We start from the raw sequence: 13,833 nt of genomic DNA, 5'->3' as shown, positions 1-13,833 counted from the left end.
ATGAATCCCCGGCCAGCCTCCGACCTGACGACGTCCGCCGCACAGTGGCATGACGTCGAGCGGCTGTTCGGCGGTCCGGGCGAACCATCCCGCTGCTGGTGCCGCTACTTTGCCCTCACCGGCCCGGAGTACACCGCACTGAGTCCGGCAGCCCGGAAGGAACAGCTGAAGGACAAGTTCGACGCCGGGCCCCCGGCCCCCGGCATCCTCGCCTACCGTGACGGCGACCCTGTGGGCTGGTGTGCGGTGGAGCCACGTGAGTGTTATCCCCGGGTTCTTCGCTCCCGGGTCCTCCGGTCGGCGGAAGCCTCCGTCCGGGCGGAGGCCGAATTGACCGCTGCCGACGCCGCCACATCCGGCACGTCTGGCGGGATTTGGGCGGTGACCTGTTTTGTGGTTGCCGCCGGCCACCGCCGCAGCGGCGTGGCAGCCGCCCTGCTTCGCGCCGCCGTCGACCACGCGCAGGTCCATGGTGCGGACGTCGTGGAAGGCTACCCCGTGGACCCCGCACAACGTCCAAAAGCCGGAGCCGCCGACCTGTACCACGGCACACTGGGCCTGTTCCTTGGCGCTGGCTTTAACGTGGTCAGTACCGCGGTTCCGGGGCGGGCCGTGGTGCGCCTGCGCCTCGCCGGAGACAGCTCCGCTGCGCAGTAGTACTGGTGCAGATACCGGCCGAAGGGACGCGGGCGCGCCCGTTCAGCCGGGCCGTTCCGTGGCTGGCTAGAGTTGCAGGATGGTGAACCGCGAACTCCTGGCCGCGATCCGCACAGCGCTGATGGAGCAGGCTGATCCGCTGCGTGCTGCGGGGGCGGAGGCGTACATGAAATCATCCATCCTGTCCCTGGGCGTCCGGGTGCCCGAGGTCCGCCGTTCGGTGGTAGCGGCTGCCGCCGCCCATCCGTTCGAGTCGCCCGAACAACTGCGCGCGACCGTCCTGGAATTGTGGCGGGAAGCGCAGTGGCGGGAAGAACGGTACGCGGCGATCGACCTGACGGGACTACGGCTGGCGTCCAGGGAACTCCTGATGCTGCCCGTGTATGAGGAAATCATCCGCACGGGGGCCTGGTGGGACTTTGTGGATGGTGTGAGCCAACGCATTGGCGCGTTGCTTCAGGCTCACCGGGCCACGATGACACCGGTGCTGCGGAGTTGGAGCACCGATGAGGACTTCTGGATCAGGCGCGCCGCCATCACGTCCCAGTTGAAGGCGAAGGCCGCCACCGATAGTGACCTGCTGCGTGAAGTCATCGAACCCAACCTCGCGGATCCGGAGTTTTTCATCCGGAAGGCCATCGGCTGGGCGCTCCGCGAGTACGCAAAGACCAACCCTGCATGGGTGCGCGACTTCGTGGCAGAACACGGCGCACAATTGAGTCCGCTGTCCCGAAAGGAAGCCCTGCGCCGCCTGAACCCCGGCTGACCCTGCTCAGGGCTGTCAGATGACCGGCCGCTCCGTAACCGGCTCGCCCGTTTTCCGGAAGAGCCGCTTGGTGAGCGGATCCATGAAGATCAGGTACAGGGCAAAGAGCAGTCCGGTGATGGCCGCCGCGAACCGGGCCAGCACCAGGGCGAGCCCCAGATCTTCGGTCTGGAGGTAGGGAAATACTTCCAGCTGGTCCGAAATCGCGTAGATCATAAAGAACGACACAATGAAATACAGTGCCTTGACCTGCCAGTCGTTGCGGATGCCAGTCACCGCAAACAGCGGAATGAGCCAGACCACGTACCAGGACTGGATCATGGGCGCCAGGACCACCACCGCCGCGAATGCCAGCGTCAGACGCCTGATCAGGCGCTCGTGCTCACCCCTGAAAATCAGGAAGGCAACGATGCCCACGGCGAGTACCTTCCCGGCGTCGAACACCCAACCTGCCAGGGTCCACCCGTCGAGCCCGAACGCGTTCGTAACAGAGGCGACTACCAGGCCCACGAGCCCCACCGGCGCGTACCAGATGAAGATGCTGCCGGGGGCAGAGAGTCCGTTGATCCAGCCGAAGCCGAATCCATTGACCAGGCTCAGGGCGTACAGCATGGCCAGGCTCAGCCCGCCGGTAAGGGCCCAAAAAAGGAACTTCCGGCCCCAGCCGGCGTTCTTCCCGGCCCAGATCAGTCCGATGAACGGCAGGAAGACCACGGTGATGGGCTTCACGGAGATGGAAAGCGTCACCAGGACGATTCCCAGGACCATGCGCCTGGTGGCGGCGAAATAGAGCCCTGCCAGGGCCAGGCCGATCATCAGGGCGTCATTATGGACACTGGCGATGAAGTTGGTCAGGAACAAGGGGTTGGCCGCCGTGAGCCAGAGCGCGCGGTGCGGGTTGACGCCATGAAGCTCGGCCAGCTTGGGCACGTAAATGATGCAGAGCACCACGCCCACGAGCGCCACCAGCCTGAACAGCATCACGCTGGCTTCGGGGTGGACGTTGGTGGACCAGACCACAAACTGTTCAATCCACAGGAAGAGTTGTCCGTACGGGACCGGCGCTTCGGTCCACAGCCTGTCGGCGCCAAGCTGGAAGTAGTTGGACAGCGCCGAGATGCCGTTCTCGTAGGGGTTGAACCCCTCCACCATCAGCCGGCCCTGGCCGATATAGGCGTACACGTCACGGCTGAACAGCGGGACACTGATCACCATCGGCAGGCCCCACGCCGCGACCGCCTGCAGGGTCGCCTTGCGCGCCCCAGGACCCCACACCCGGACCCGCTGGCCCAGCCGCAGCCAGGCACGGACAAGGAGCATGCCGCCGATCGCGAGCAACACGATGGCCAGGGCAACCCCGATCGCCTCCGTGCGCATCCAGATGAAAATGGGCACCCTGCGGAGTTCGGAGACGGGCGCCAGCCAGCCGACGCCGATGGACCCGATCGCCATAAAGACTGAGCCGACAAACCCGGCCAGGATCGGGGACCGGGGGTTATCCACTTCGGCCAAACCGGACCCCGGGATCACAGCGGCGGCCATCTCCCCCGCTGCAGGCACACGCGCCGTCATCTCAGGATCGTCCAATCTCTTTGCTTTCAGCGCTTCGGCCCGGCGGGCCGCGGTAGCCGCCCGGGCCACGCAGGCATAACACAGCGGCCGAAATGCCAGGCTCGCCGTACCCGAAATCCTAGCATCGGACCGTTGCACCGGAGCTAAACGGTAGGCTGGTCCGGTGCCTATATCTAACGAACGCATCGTCTGGATCGACTGCGAAATGACCGGCCTGGACATCAAAAACGACGCCCTGATCGAGGTGGCGGCGCTGGTGACAGACTCGGAGCTGAACATTCTGGGTGACGGTGTGGATGTGGTGATCAAGCCCGAGGACGCCGCCCTCGCCCAGATGAACGACTTCGTCCGGGACATGCACACCCGGTCCGGGCTGCTGGAGGAATTGCCGCACGGCAAGACCATGGCGGAAGCTGAGGCTGCCGTGATGGAGTACATCGAAAAGTGGGTGCCGGATCCCCGCAAGGCCCCGCTGGGCGGCAATTCCGTGGGAACAGACCGCGTCTTCCTCTCGCGTGACATGCCCGCCGTCGTTGAACACCTGCACTACAGGGTGATCGATGTAAGCACTATTAAGGAACTCTCCCGGCGCTGGTACGCCCGTGCGTACTTCCAGTCCCCGGCCAAGAAGGGCGGCCACCGCGCCCTCGGGGACATCAAGGATTCCATCGACGAGCTGCGCTACTACCGCGAGGCCGTGTTTGTGCCGGCCCCCGGACCTGACAGCGTCACAGCCCGCGGGATTGCCCAGCGGGTAACAGGCGGGCCCGGCACTCCGGGAGAGTAATCTCCGCCACGTTTTGGGGAATTTTCCGCGAAAACCCCAAAAGTGGCACAACCATCCCCCAACAGCAGGTAAGCTATTTGAGTTGCCTTTCCAGAGGACCGGGTCACCGGATCACCTGCAGGGCACATGGTGGGCTTAGCTCAGTTGGCAGAGCGCCTGGTTGTGGTCCAGGAGGTCGCGGGTTCAACCCCCGTAGCTCACCCTCACAGGGCGGCAGTAGCAGCCGTTCGCTTGGAGGCCGTACCGGATATCCGGTGCGGCCTTTCTTTTTTGCACAAATGCCGGCGTCACGCCGCTCGCACGAAGGGTCCCCTGCCATGACAGTTCTGCCGATCACGATCTGGGGAGAACCGGTGCTCCACCGCCGTGCCGCCGAGGTGGAAGTGTTCGACGACGAACTGCGCACCCTGATTGCCGACATGTTCGAAACCAATGACGCTGCCAACGGTGTGGGCCTGGCAGCCCCGCAGGTTGGCGTCGGCAAAAGAATCTTCGTCTACAAATTCGCCAATGAGGACGGCGCTCCCCCCGTCGGAGTTCTGGTCAATCCCGTCCTGACGCTCTCCAAGGTGTCCGGAGCACTGCCTGACCCCGATGAAGAGGAAGAAGGCTGCCTCTCCTTCCCGGGTGGCCAGTTTCCGCTGAAACGCGCCGAGTGGGCCCGCGTCCAAGGCTTCGACGGGCATGGGCAGCCTGTGGACTTCGAGGCTACGGGCTGGTTTGCCCGGGTCATCCAACACGAATACGACCATCTGGACGGCAAGCTGTATGTCAACAGGCTGCTGGACCGTTACTCGCGGAAGGCCATGAAACTGGCTAAGAAGAGCGGCTGGGGCGTACCCGGGCTGACCTGGATGCCTGGCGTGGACCCGGACCCGTTCGGCCACTAGGCAACCCCACCCGGCCGGACCTGTTCACTTAGCCGCGATGGTGGCCTGTTCCGGACATGAGTCCAGGACGCGGGCCATGGCATCCTTCTCAGGCTGCGTGACCCACAGCCCGTAGGACGCCTTCACCGATATCTGGCGGGCCACGTAGTGGCAGCGGATGTTCTTGTTCTTCGGCAGCCAGGTGGCGGCGTCCCCTGCGCCCTTCTGCTGGTTGGCGGGACCGTCCGCGGCGATGAGGTTCAGGGGATCGTTGGCCAGGTGTTGCCGCTGCAGCGGGGTCAGCCTCTGGGCGCCTTTCTGCCATGCGTCACCGAGCGCCACAACGTGGTCGATCTGGACTTCCTTACTGCTCTCCGGTCCGCGCCGGAAAACCACGGCCTTCCCTGTATACGGCTCCACGATGGCACCGGAAGCGACTCGGCATTTCGAGCCCTCCGTGAAGCCCACTGACGCAAGGTCGCGGCGGAGGATGTCATTGCGGGTGTCGCAGCCGTTCCGGTCAACATCCAGCCACGCCTGCCCGAATGCCTCGCGCTGGTAATTGTCTTTCGATGCACGGCCCTTGACGGTCAGCCCCTCCAGGGCGGCGCGGGCATTCCCCTGCGGTACGGGGTACACGGGCACCACCGGCTTCATCCAGCTGCCGTCAAACACGGGCGCGTGGGCAGGTCCGGCAACGGCGGGTTCAGCTGCCGCGAACTGGCCGGCCGTGAAAAACCACACAGCTGACGCCAGCACGGATATCGCGAGGACCGCCAGTAAAGCCCAGGCCTGCCTCGATCGACGGCGGGCACGGCGGTAGGCGCCCCAACTGACGGTCACGGGCTACCAACTCTTCCGGAAATGCCATGCACCAGAAGAGCCTAGGCCACCCCACTGACACCCGGACGGTTATCCACAGTGGGGAGGAGGAGTGGCCGGGATCTACTGTTCCCGGACCACCCGGCGGAGATCCTCTTCGGCGAGCTGGAGGAGACTCTCCAGCTGCCGGACGCGGTCCTCGCCTATGTCGCCGGCAGCCAGGGAAGCACGGGCCTGCTCCAGAAGCCTGACGGCCTCTTTATGGTTGGCCTTGGCGACGTCGAGGGCGTGTTCAAGGGTGGTGTCGTGGAGAGTTTCGTTATCCATGGCACCAGTGTGGTCGACATTCCCGGCTGATTCCAGCGAATCAGCCGGGAATGTCGGTACTGGCACGTCAGTAGCGGCTCTTTAGACGGCGAGTGCGGCCAGGACGGCGGCAGGTTCCTTGGCCGGGAACGACGGCGGGTTGACCCCGGCCATCTCCTCCATAACGCGGACTACCTGGCAGCTGTAGCCGAACTCGTTGTCGTACCAGACGTAGAGGATGACGTTCTTGTCATTGGAGATGGTGGCAAGGCCGTCCACGATGCCGGCACGGCGTGATCCGACGAAGTCCGTGGAAACAACCTCGGGCGAATCGATGTAGTCAATCTGCTTGCGCAGGTCCGAGTGCAGCGACATCTGGCGCAGGTAGTCGTTCACCTCGTCCTTGGTGGTGCCCTTTTCCAGGCTCAGGTTCAGGATGGCCAGCGAAACGTCCGGCGTGGGAACGCGGATGGAGCTGCCGGAAAGCTTGCCCTGAAGTTCGGGCAGTGCCTTCGCCACTGCAGTGGCCGCTCCGGTTTCGGTGATCACCATGTTCAGCGCGGCGGAGCGGCCGCGGCGGTCGCCCTTGTGGAAGTTGTCGATCAGGTTCTGGTCGTTGGTGAACGAGTGGACCGTCTCCACGTGCCCGTGGATCACGCCGAACTTGTCGTTGATCGCCTTCAGGACCGGAGTGATGGCGTTGGTGGTGCAGGACGCTGCCGAGACGATCTGGTCAGTGTCCTCGATGCTGCCGTGGTTAATGCCGTGCACGATGTTCTTCAGCGCGCCCTTGCCCGGCGCGGTGAGCAGCACGCGGGCCACGCCCTTGCTCTGCAGGTGCTGCGAAAGGCCCTCGGCATCGCGCCAGCGTCCCGTGTTGTCCACGACGAGGGCATCCTTGATGCCGTAGGCGGTGTAGTCGATCGTGGCGGGGTTGTCCGAGTAGATGACCTGGACCTGCACGCCGTTGGCGGTGATGGTGTTGGCTTCCTCGTCGACCCTGATGGTGCCCTCGAAGGAGCCATGGACCGAGTCGCGGCGCAGCAGGCTGGCACGCTTGGTGAGGTCCTTGTCCGATCCGCGGCGCACCACGATGGCGCGCAGGCGCAGGCCGTGCCCGCCACCGGCCTTTTCGATGAGCAGGCGGGCCAGGAGGCGGCCGATCCGGCCAAAGCCGTAGAGCACGACGTCGGTGCTGGTGCGGTCATCAGCGCCGCGCTTGCCCACGATCTCGGCCAACTCGGCGCGGAGGAACTCGTCCAGGGACGCGCCGTTGCCTTCGAGCTTGAACTTCTCGGTCAGGCGGGCCACGTCGATGGCTGCGGCGCCGAGCTCCAGCTCTGCGAGAGCGTTCAGCAGCGGTGCGGTCTCTTCGAGCAGGAGCTCGGTGTTGCTCATCCGGCGCGCGAAGCGATGTGCCTTGAGGATGTTCATGGTGGACTTGTTGATCAGGCTGCGGCCGTGGATGCTGGTCACCACGTTGTTCTCGCGGTACAGCCGGCCAATCACCGGAATCATGGCCTCAGCGAGAGCCTCCCGGCCCATCCACGTATCAAGACAAGAATCTGACGTCTGGCTCACAGAACTACCTTCCTCGGTTCAGCCGCATACGTCCTCGTATGCGGATGTCGGCCACCTGACGTTGTCCAGGGGCTCTGGCACCGGCGGGATTCTGTTCATCCCGGGTGCCGTGGAGAAGCGCAAAGAAAAGCCACCGGCTGCGAACGCAGACCCGGCGGCGGAACTTCTACGTTCGCTCTCTATTCTAAGCTGGCGGCGCGGCCTGGATTGCCGCTGCAGACGTGAAGTCACTCACATGCCCTGCCTGCTGAAATTAGTGGGATGGGTTGACCGATACGCCGGGTTCTGTGCTCCCGTGCCGTTACCAGCGCGGGAGTAGCGGCCATCCATCTACGGACGCCGTTGCCGACGCCCTCCAGCGGCCTACCCGGACACTCGGGCGGGCAGCCCTCAATCGTGTCCTGTCTGGCCTTGCTCCGGGTGGGGTTTACCTAGCCTTCCCGGTCACCCGGGAAGCTGGTGGTCTCTTACACCACCGTTTCACCCTTACCTGCGGCCTTCCGTTACCGGAAGACACAGGCGGTCTGTTCTCTGTGGCACTGGCCTGCGGGTTACCCCGAGTGGGCGTTACCCACCACCCTGCCCTGCGGAGCCCGGACGTTCCTCGAGCCACTTGCGTGACGCGCGGCCGCCTGGTCAACCCATCCGCAAGCCAGTCTACCGGGGATGGAGGCACCGCCGTCGCCGGTAGGATCGTACGGTGCTGATTCTGCTTCCCCCCTCTGAAGGCAAGACCCCCGCAGTCCGCGGATCCGCCGTCGACTGGCCCGCGCTGAGCTTTCCGGCACTCAACTCCTACCGGGCCAAAGTCCTGGAGGCGCTGGGGACGGTCAGCGCCCACGAAGACGCCCTCGCCCTGCTGGGCGTCGGCGCCTCACTGAAGGACGACGTCGAACGCAACACCCGGCTCCACGCGGAACCGGCGGCGCCTGCGCACCAGATCTATTCGGGCGTTCTCTACGACGCACTCGGTTACAAATCACTGACGCCGGCGCAGCGCCGCAAAGCCGATGAATCGGTGCTCGTGGTTTCCGCGCTGTGGGGCGCCATCCGGTTCGCTGACCGGGTGCCCGCGTACCGGCTGTCGATGGGAACGGCACTGCCCGACGTCGGCCGCCTCGCTTCCTTCTGGAAGCCGCAGCTCTCGGCGGCCCTCGCGGAGGCGGTTGCCGGACACCTGCTGGTGGACTGCCGCTCCAGCACGTACGCGGCAGCATGGGCACCGCCGCCGGCACAAACCGTCTCGGTCAACGTCTTCACAGAGGTCAACGGCGTGCGCAAGGTAGTGAGCCACTTCGCGAAACATACCCGAGGTGAGCTGGCGCGGCACTTGGTGTCCCGCCGCGGCAATGCTCCGCAGACCCCGGCCCAGCTCCTCAAGGCCACGCGCGAAAAGTGGGATGCGGAACTGGTGGACGGTTCAGCGCGGAAACCGCATGCGCTCAACATCATCCTGCCCAACTAGTCCCCACCGCCACCCTCGCCTCGCAAGCTCGGCCAAGGAACCCTGACGGCGTGGGCCCAGGAAAGCCTAGTTCCACTCTGCGGAACGCACCAGGATGGCACCGGAGTCCGGGCAGAATACGATGTCGTCCTTTGCGGCGGCCTTGATCTCGGCGAGGTCGCCGGGACTCAGCTTCATGCCTGACGCCTCGGAGGTGCCGTGGAACAGCCGGGCGGCGCCCACACCGCGCTTGGCGAGGGTCTTTTCGTAGACGGCCAGCATCCCGGCGTCGAGTCCTGCAGCGAATTCGTCGCGTTGGGCGCGGACAGCCTTGGCTTCAGCATCCACTTCGGCCAGGGCTTCATCGAGCTCGGCACGGATGCCGCTGAAGGAACCCTGGATGTCATCAACGATCTGCTGCTGGGCGGCCTGCCGGGCGCGAAGGGAATCGAGGCGTTCCAGCACTTCGAGCTCCACGTCCTCAAGATCTGAGCGGCGCTTGTTCAGCGAGGCAATATCTTTCTGCAGCGCCACAAGATCCTTGGACAGTCCTGTACCGCTGTTGAGCCGGGCTTCGTCGCGCTCGATCCGGGAAGCAACCTGCTCGACGTCGGCCTCAGCCCGCTTGAGTTCGGCTTCGGCGTCATGGACGGCCACCTTGGCGCCGCCCAATTCACCGTTGGCCACAGCGAGCGCGGCCTCAAGGTCCGTGATCCGCGGATCGGTACTCAGCGTGCGGCGGCGGTTCGACAGGGACTTGAGCTTGGCGTCCAGCCCCTGCAGTTCGAGCAACTTCAACTGTTCCGCCGGTGCTGCCTTAGCCAACTGCTACCTCCGCTTGTATCCTGCCGGCCGGAGCCGGGCACCCGATCGGCGCTCCCTAGACTCTAGCGCCTAGCCTGCTCCCCTGCCTCGCATACACCAGGCTTAGCCGGGAGTCAGAATGAAGTCCCAGGGGTCGCTGTTGGTGTTGCTCACCTGGATCTCCACATCGTGGCCCTGGTCAGCAAGCACGTTGCCGAGTGCCGACGCCGCAGCCGGCAGCCAGAGCCACTCGCTGGCGAAGTGCGAAACGTCGATGAGGTACGGCCGGCCGTTTACTGCCGCCTCGCGGGCTTCGGAGGCGGGATGGTGGCGGAGGTCGGCGGTGACATAGACGTCGGCGTTGCTGGCCCGCACCTCGTCGAACAGCGAGTCCCCCGCGCCGCCGCACACTGCAATGCGCCGCACCAGCCCGTCCTTGTCGCCGGATACCCGGACTCCCCCGGCCACGGACGGCAGGATGCCGAAAACCCGGGCAGCGAAATCGCCCAGGCTCATGACGTCGGCGAGATCCCCCACGCGGCCGATGCCTTCTTCGGGCAGGCCGTTCGCGGCCACGGTCAGCGGGGCAACGTCCTCCAGTCCCAGTGCGTCGGCCAGGACGTCTGAAACGCCGCCGACGGCGGAATCACCATTGGTGTGGACGGTCAGTAACGCCGTGCCCGACTCGATGAGACGGTGGATGGCCTGCCCCTTGGCAGTGGTGGCAGCCACTGACGTGACTCCTTTGAGCAGCAGCGGGTGGTGCGTGATCAGCAGTTCGGCACCCCATTCCACGGCTTCATCGATGACCGCCAGCGTGGGATCAACGGCGAACATCACCCGGGTGACCGGCGCCGAGGGGTGGCCGGCCACGAGGCCCACTTCGTCCCAGTTTTCGGCCAGGGACTCGGGCCAGAGTTCCTCTACGGCCAGCAGGACCTGCCCCAGGGTGGGAGCCGGTGCCTCTGCCGGCGCATTCTCCTCGGATCCGGTGCCGCCACTGTCAGCATCTGTAACGCCGGTGTCTGCAGATTCCATAAACTCAGTTTTACCCCATCAGGCCGTTTAGCCGGCATGTGCCACAGTCTCGTAGGGTGGTCTGGGAATCATCCGGGGCACTCAACCATTGAAGAGATCATGAAAACTTTTGTTCTGGGCGGAGGCTGCTTCTGGTGCCTGGACGCTGTCTACCAAAAAACCAAGGGCGTCACGTCGGTTGTTTCCGGCTACACGGGCGGCCACGATCCTCAACCTGACTACTATTCGGTCTGCAGCGGGACCACCGGTCACGCCGAAGTGGTGGCAGTGACCTTTGATGAGGCCATCATTCCGGCCGAGGTCATCCTGGACATGTTCTTCGCGCTGCACGATCCCACCACGCTCAACCGCCAGGGATACGACGTCGGCACCCAGTACCGCTCATCCATGTTCTACGAGACCACCGAGGAGAAGATTCTCTTCGAGGAGGCCATCGAACGGAACCAGGCATTGTGGACCCATCCGATCGTCACCGAGGTCAGCCGGCTGCCACGGTTCCACGTAGCCGAGGCCTTCCACCAGGACTTCTACGCCAAATACCCTGAGCAGGGGTACTGCCAGGTGATCATCAACCCCAAGCTCGCGAAGGCCCGGAAATATTACTCTGCATGGCTTAATGCTTAGCCGAGGCCGCTCAGCCATCGTTAGGCTGACCTCAGCATTCACTCTTGAGAGATAGGCATATCTACATGGCACGGATCTATGACGATGTAACGCAGCTGGTCGGCGGCACCCCGCTGGTCCGCCTGAACCGGCTCACTGAGGGCCTGGGCGCCACTGTGGCCGTCAAGCTTGAGTTCTACAACCCGGCCAACAGCGTGAAGGACCGCATCGGCGTGGCCATCGTTGATGCCGCTGAGAAGTCCGGCGCCCTCAAGCCCGGCGGCACCATCGTTGAAGGCACTTCCGGCAACACCGGGATCGCCTTGGCCATGGTGGGTGCTGCCCGCGGTTACAAAGTCATCCTGACCATGCCCGAAACCATGTCCACCGAGCGTCGCGTCATGCTTCGTGCGTTCGGCGCCGAAATTGTGCTGACCCCCGGTTCCGAGGGCATGCGCGGCGCTGTTGAAAAGGCCCAGGAGATTGTGGCCAACACGGAGAACTCCATCTGGGCCCAGCAGTTCGCCAACGAGGCCAACCCTGAGATCCACCGCACCACCACCGCCGAGGAAATCTGGTCCGACACCGACGGCAAGGTTGACATCTTCGTTGCCGGCATCGGCACCGGCGGAACCGTCACCGGCGTCGGCCAGGTCCTGAAGGAGCGCAATCCTGACGTCCAGATTGTTGCCATCGAACCGAAGGACTCCGCCATCCTGAATGGTGGCGCCCCAGGACCGCACAAGATCCAGGGAATTGGCGCGAACTTCATCCCGGAGATCCTGGACACCAACGTCTATGACGAAGTACTGGATGCCACCCTCGAGGATTCCGTGCGCGTTGCCCGTGAACTCGGCGTCCAGGAAGGCATCCTCGGCGGCATCTCCTCCGGCGCCATCGTCTGGGGTGCCCTGGAACTTGCCAAGCGCCCGGAGAATGCCGGCAAGCTGATCGTCGCCGTCGTGTGCGACTTCGGTGAGCGTTACATCTCCACCGTGCTCTATGACGACATCCGCGGCTGATCCAGCCGTTGTCGCCCCGTTTCCTGTAGAAAGAACTTTGTGGGCTTTTACGCAAGACTGAAGGAAGACCTCGACGCCGCCCGGTCCCACGACCCGGCGGCGCGAGGTTCTTTTGAGAACTTTTTCGCCTATTCAGGGCTGCATGCCATCTGGATCCACCGGCTGACGCACCGGCTGTGGCAGGTGCCGGGGCTGCGTTTCCCGGCCCGGCTGGTATCCCAGCTTGGCCGTTTCCTGACCGGCATTGAAATCCATCCCGGTGCCACCATCGGTCGCCGCTTCTTTATCGACCACGGCATGGGTGTGGTCATCGGGGAGACCGCCGAAATAGGCGAAGACGTGATGATCTACCACGGAGTGACATTGGGCGGCCGTTCCCTGGCCAAGGTCAAGCGTCACCCCACCATTGAGGACCGGGTGACTATTGGCGCCGGCGCCAAGATCCTGGGACCCATCACCATCGGCCGGGACAGCGCCGTGGGCGCCAACGCCGTTGTGGTGAAGGACGCACCGCCGGAATCGATTGTCACGGGGGTGCCCGCTAAATGGCGCCACCGGGATTCACAGCGCGAAACAAAGCCAGCGGTTGACCCGGCCGAGTACGACATCGAATACCGGATCTGACGCCTAGGCTTTTCCGCCGGCCACCCGCTTCAGTACGTACATGACCACCGGGTCGAATAGCCTGTCGGGCAGGACGCGCCGCAGGGTCAGGATGGCACGGGCTCCGCTGCCCGCCGGGTAACGGGTCCGGGGCCGGGCTGACGTGGCCGCGTGCAGCACCGCATCGGCTATGACAGCCGGCTGCGTTGAGGTTCCGGCCTGTTCAGTGGAGGCCAGCGCCCCGGCCATCAGCTGCGCCTGGGAGGCGTATGGCCCGGTACCGCTGGTCTCCAGCAGCCCCTGCGCGGCGATGCGTCCCCATTCGGAGATAGTGCTGGCGGGCTCGATGATCGAGACGCTGATCCCGTGCGGCTTCAGCTCCAGCCGCAGTGAGTCACTCAGACCCTCGACGGCGAACTTCGAGGCGTGGTACCAGGAACCAAGTGGCTCATAGAATTTTCCGCCGATGGATGAAACGTTGATGATGCGTCCGCGGCCTGCCTGCCGCATGGCCGGCAATACCAGCTGGGTCATCCTGGCCAGCCCGAAGACATTCACCTCGAACTGGCGCCGGCCTTCGGCCACGTCCACTTCTTCCAGCGCCCCGTACGATCCGTAGCCGGCGTTGTTGACCAGAACGTCAATCCGCCCGCGTTCTTCCAGGACACGTCCGACGGCGGCGCGCATCGAATCCTCGTCCGTCACGTCGAGCGCCAGTACCTGGACACCGAGGGCCGCCAGCGGCTCCATCCTGTCCACCCGGCGGGCTCCCGCATACACCAGGAAACCGTGGCCGCTGAGTCTCTTGGCTGCCTCGAAACCGATTCCGGTGGACGCTCCCGTGATGAAGGCGACTGGCTTTGGCATCTTTGGACTCCTTGGCTGGACGGACACCGCGCTTGCCGTGAAACGCCAACGGCCGGCAGCTCCCAGAATATCCTCGGAAGTGCCGGCCGCAG

15 protein-coding genes, 1 tRNA gene and 1 other RNA gene are annotated in these 13,833 nt (G+C 64.5%); 9 read left to right on the top strand and 8 right to left on the bottom strand.

Features of this window, described 5'->3' with window-relative positions:
• Both J2808_RS20575 and J2808_RS20570 read left to right on the top strand, forming a co-directional pair.
• Positions 1-657 (top strand): GNAT family N-acetyltransferase, encoded by a 657-nt coding sequence (locus tag J2808_RS20575; RefSeq protein WP_309820370.1) that lies wholly within the window; start codon positions 1-3, stop codon positions 655-657.
• Positions 658-736: 79 nt separating this feature from the next.
• The gene (locus J2808_RS20570) at positions 737-1,423 is read left to right on the top strand and encodes a DNA alkylation repair protein (protein ID WP_309820369.1); all 687 of its coding nucleotides are present in this window, start codon (positions 737-739) and stop codon (positions 1,421-1,423) included.
• A 15-nt stretch (positions 1,424-1,438) separates the two neighbouring features.
• Here the strand turns inward: J2808_RS20570 and mptB are convergent, their stop codons facing one another.
• The gene (gene mptB / locus J2808_RS20565) at positions 1,439-2,995 is read right to left on the bottom strand and encodes a polyprenol phosphomannose-dependent alpha 1,6 mannosyltransferase MptB (protein WP_309820367.1); all 1,557 of its coding nucleotides are present in this window, start codon (positions 2,993-2,995) and stop codon (positions 1,439-1,441) included.
• Positions 2,996-3,158: 163 nt separating this feature from the next.
• On the opposite strand from mptB, the gene orn reads away from it, so the two are divergent.
• The 3 genes from orn (at position 3,159) to def (ending at position 4,672) form a co-directional block, all read left to right on the top strand.
• Positions 3,159-3,782 carry an oligoribonuclease gene (orn, locus tag J2808_RS20560; protein ID WP_309820366.1) on the top strand — a complete coding sequence of 208 codons (624 nt, stop codon included), beginning with the start codon at positions 3,159-3,161 and terminating at the stop codon, positions 3,780-3,782.
• 129 nt (positions 3,783-3,911) lie between these two features.
• A tRNA-His gene (locus tag J2808_RS20555) sits at positions 3,912-3,984 on the top strand.
• Positions 3,985-4,099: 115 nt separating this feature from the next.
• Positions 4,100-4,672 (top strand): peptide deformylase, encoded by a 573-nt coding sequence (gene def / locus J2808_RS20550; protein WP_309820364.1) that lies wholly within the window; start codon positions 4,100-4,102, stop codon positions 4,670-4,672.
• Between the two features lie 24 nt (positions 4,673-4,696).
• On the opposite strand, the gene J2808_RS20545 is transcribed toward def, so the two are convergent.
• From J2808_RS20545 to rnpB, 4 genes are all read right to left on the bottom strand, one after another.
• Positions 4,697-5,494: an HNH endonuclease family protein gene (locus J2808_RS20545; protein WP_309820362.1), complete on the bottom strand. Its 798-nt coding sequence runs from the start codon at positions 5,492-5,494 to the stop codon at positions 4,697-4,699.
• Positions 5,495-5,596: 102 nt separating this feature from the next.
• A complete protein-coding gene (locus tag J2808_RS20540) occupies positions 5,597-5,800 on the bottom strand; it encodes a hypothetical protein (protein ID WP_309820360.1) in 204 nt (67 codons plus the stop codon).
• An 81-nt stretch (positions 5,801-5,881) separates the two neighbouring features.
• Positions 5,882-7,360 carry a glyceraldehyde-3-phosphate dehydrogenase gene (locus tag J2808_RS20535; RefSeq protein ID WP_309820359.1) on the bottom strand — a complete coding sequence of 493 codons (1,479 nt, stop codon included), beginning with the start codon at positions 7,358-7,360 and terminating at the stop codon, positions 5,882-5,884.
• 258 nt (positions 7,361-7,618) lie between these two features.
• Positions 7,619-8,004: RNase P RNA component class A (gene rnpB / locus J2808_RS20530), an RNA gene on the bottom strand.
• 56 nt (positions 8,005-8,060) lie between these two features.
• On the opposite strand from rnpB, the gene J2808_RS20525 reads away from it, so the two are divergent.
• The gene (locus J2808_RS20525) at positions 8,061-8,825 is read left to right on the top strand and encodes a YaaA family protein (protein WP_309820356.1); all 765 of its coding nucleotides are present in this window, start codon (positions 8,061-8,063) and stop codon (positions 8,823-8,825) included.
• 66 nt (positions 8,826-8,891) lie between these two features.
• Here J2808_RS20525 and J2808_RS20520 read toward each other — a convergent pair whose 3' ends face one another.
• Positions 8,892-9,629 (bottom strand): zinc ribbon domain-containing protein, encoded by a 738-nt coding sequence (locus tag J2808_RS20520; protein ID WP_309820353.1) that lies wholly within the window; start codon positions 9,627-9,629, stop codon positions 8,892-8,894.
• Between the two features lie 102 nt (positions 9,630-9,731).
• Complete coding sequence (locus tag J2808_RS20515) at positions 9,732-10,646, bottom strand: Nif3-like dinuclear metal center hexameric protein (RefSeq protein ID WP_309820352.1); 915 nt, start codon at positions 10,644-10,646, stop codon at positions 9,732-9,734.
• A 99-nt stretch (positions 10,647-10,745) separates the two neighbouring features.
• Between J2808_RS20515 and msrA the strand changes: the two genes are divergently transcribed.
• The 3 genes from msrA (at position 10,746) to epsC (ending at position 12,895) form a co-directional block, all read left to right on the top strand.
• Positions 10,746-11,270, top strand: coding sequence for a peptide-methionine (S)-S-oxide reductase MsrA (gene msrA / locus J2808_RS20510; protein ID WP_309820350.1), 525 nt, complete (start codon positions 10,746-10,748; stop codon positions 11,268-11,270).
• A 65-nt stretch (positions 11,271-11,335) separates the two neighbouring features.
• Positions 11,336-12,271 carry a cysteine synthase A gene (gene cysK / locus J2808_RS20505; protein ID WP_309820349.1) on the top strand — a complete coding sequence of 312 codons (936 nt, stop codon included), beginning with the start codon at positions 11,336-11,338 and terminating at the stop codon, positions 12,269-12,271.
• Positions 12,272-12,310: 39 nt separating this feature from the next.
• Positions 12,311-12,895 carry a serine O-acetyltransferase EpsC gene (gene epsC / locus J2808_RS20500; protein ID WP_309820347.1) on the top strand — a complete coding sequence of 195 codons (585 nt, stop codon included), beginning with the start codon at positions 12,311-12,313 and terminating at the stop codon, positions 12,893-12,895.
• Between the two features lie 3 nt (positions 12,896-12,898).
• Here epsC and J2808_RS20495 read toward each other — a convergent pair whose 3' ends face one another.
• The gene (locus J2808_RS20495; RefSeq protein ID WP_309820345.1) at positions 12,899-13,741 is read right to left on the bottom strand and encodes an oxidoreductase; all 843 of its coding nucleotides are present in this window, start codon (positions 13,739-13,741) and stop codon (positions 12,899-12,901) included.
• Between the last annotated feature and the right edge of the window lie 92 nt (positions 13,742-13,833).

The organism is Pseudarthrobacter sulfonivorans (genome assembly GCF_031454915.1).
GTDB classification, from domain to species: Bacteria; Actinomycetota; Actinomycetes; order Actinomycetales; family Micrococcaceae; genus Arthrobacter; species Arthrobacter sulfonivorans_C.
Note: the sequence above shows the minus strand (reverse complement) of the source record. Positions and strands in the feature narration are given on the sequence as shown.

Coding starts and splice junctions, on each gene's coding strand:
- J2808_RS20570 (WP_309820369.1), top strand. CDS start 737: ATGGTGAACCGCGAACTCCTGGCCGCGATCCGCACAGCGCTGATGGAG.
- def (WP_309820364.1), top strand. CDS start 4,100: ATGACAGTTCTGCCGATCACGATCTGGGGAGAACCGGTGCTCCACCGC.
- J2808_RS20515 (WP_309820352.1), bottom strand. CDS start 10,646: ATGGAATCTGCAGACACCGGCGTTACAGATGCTGACAGTGGCGGCACC.
- J2808_RS20575 (WP_309820370.1), top strand. CDS start 1: ATGAATCCCCGGCCAGCCTCCGACCTGACGACGTCCGCCGCACAGTGG.
- cysK (WP_309820349.1), top strand. CDS start 11,336: ATGGCACGGATCTATGACGATGTAACGCAGCTGGTCGGCGGCACCCCG.
- mptB (WP_309820367.1), bottom strand. CDS start 2,995: ATGACGGCGCGTGTGCCTGCAGCGGGGGAGATGGCCGCCGCTGTGATC.
- J2808_RS20495 (WP_309820345.1), bottom strand. CDS start 13,741: ATGCCAAAGCCAGTCGCCTTCATCACGGGAGCGTCCACCGGAATCGGT.
- J2808_RS20540 (WP_309820360.1), bottom strand. CDS start 5,800: ATGGATAACGAAACTCTCCACGACACCACCCTTGAACACGCCCTCGAC.
- msrA (WP_309820350.1), top strand. CDS start 10,746: ATGAAAACTTTTGTTCTGGGCGGAGGCTGCTTCTGGTGCCTGGACGCT.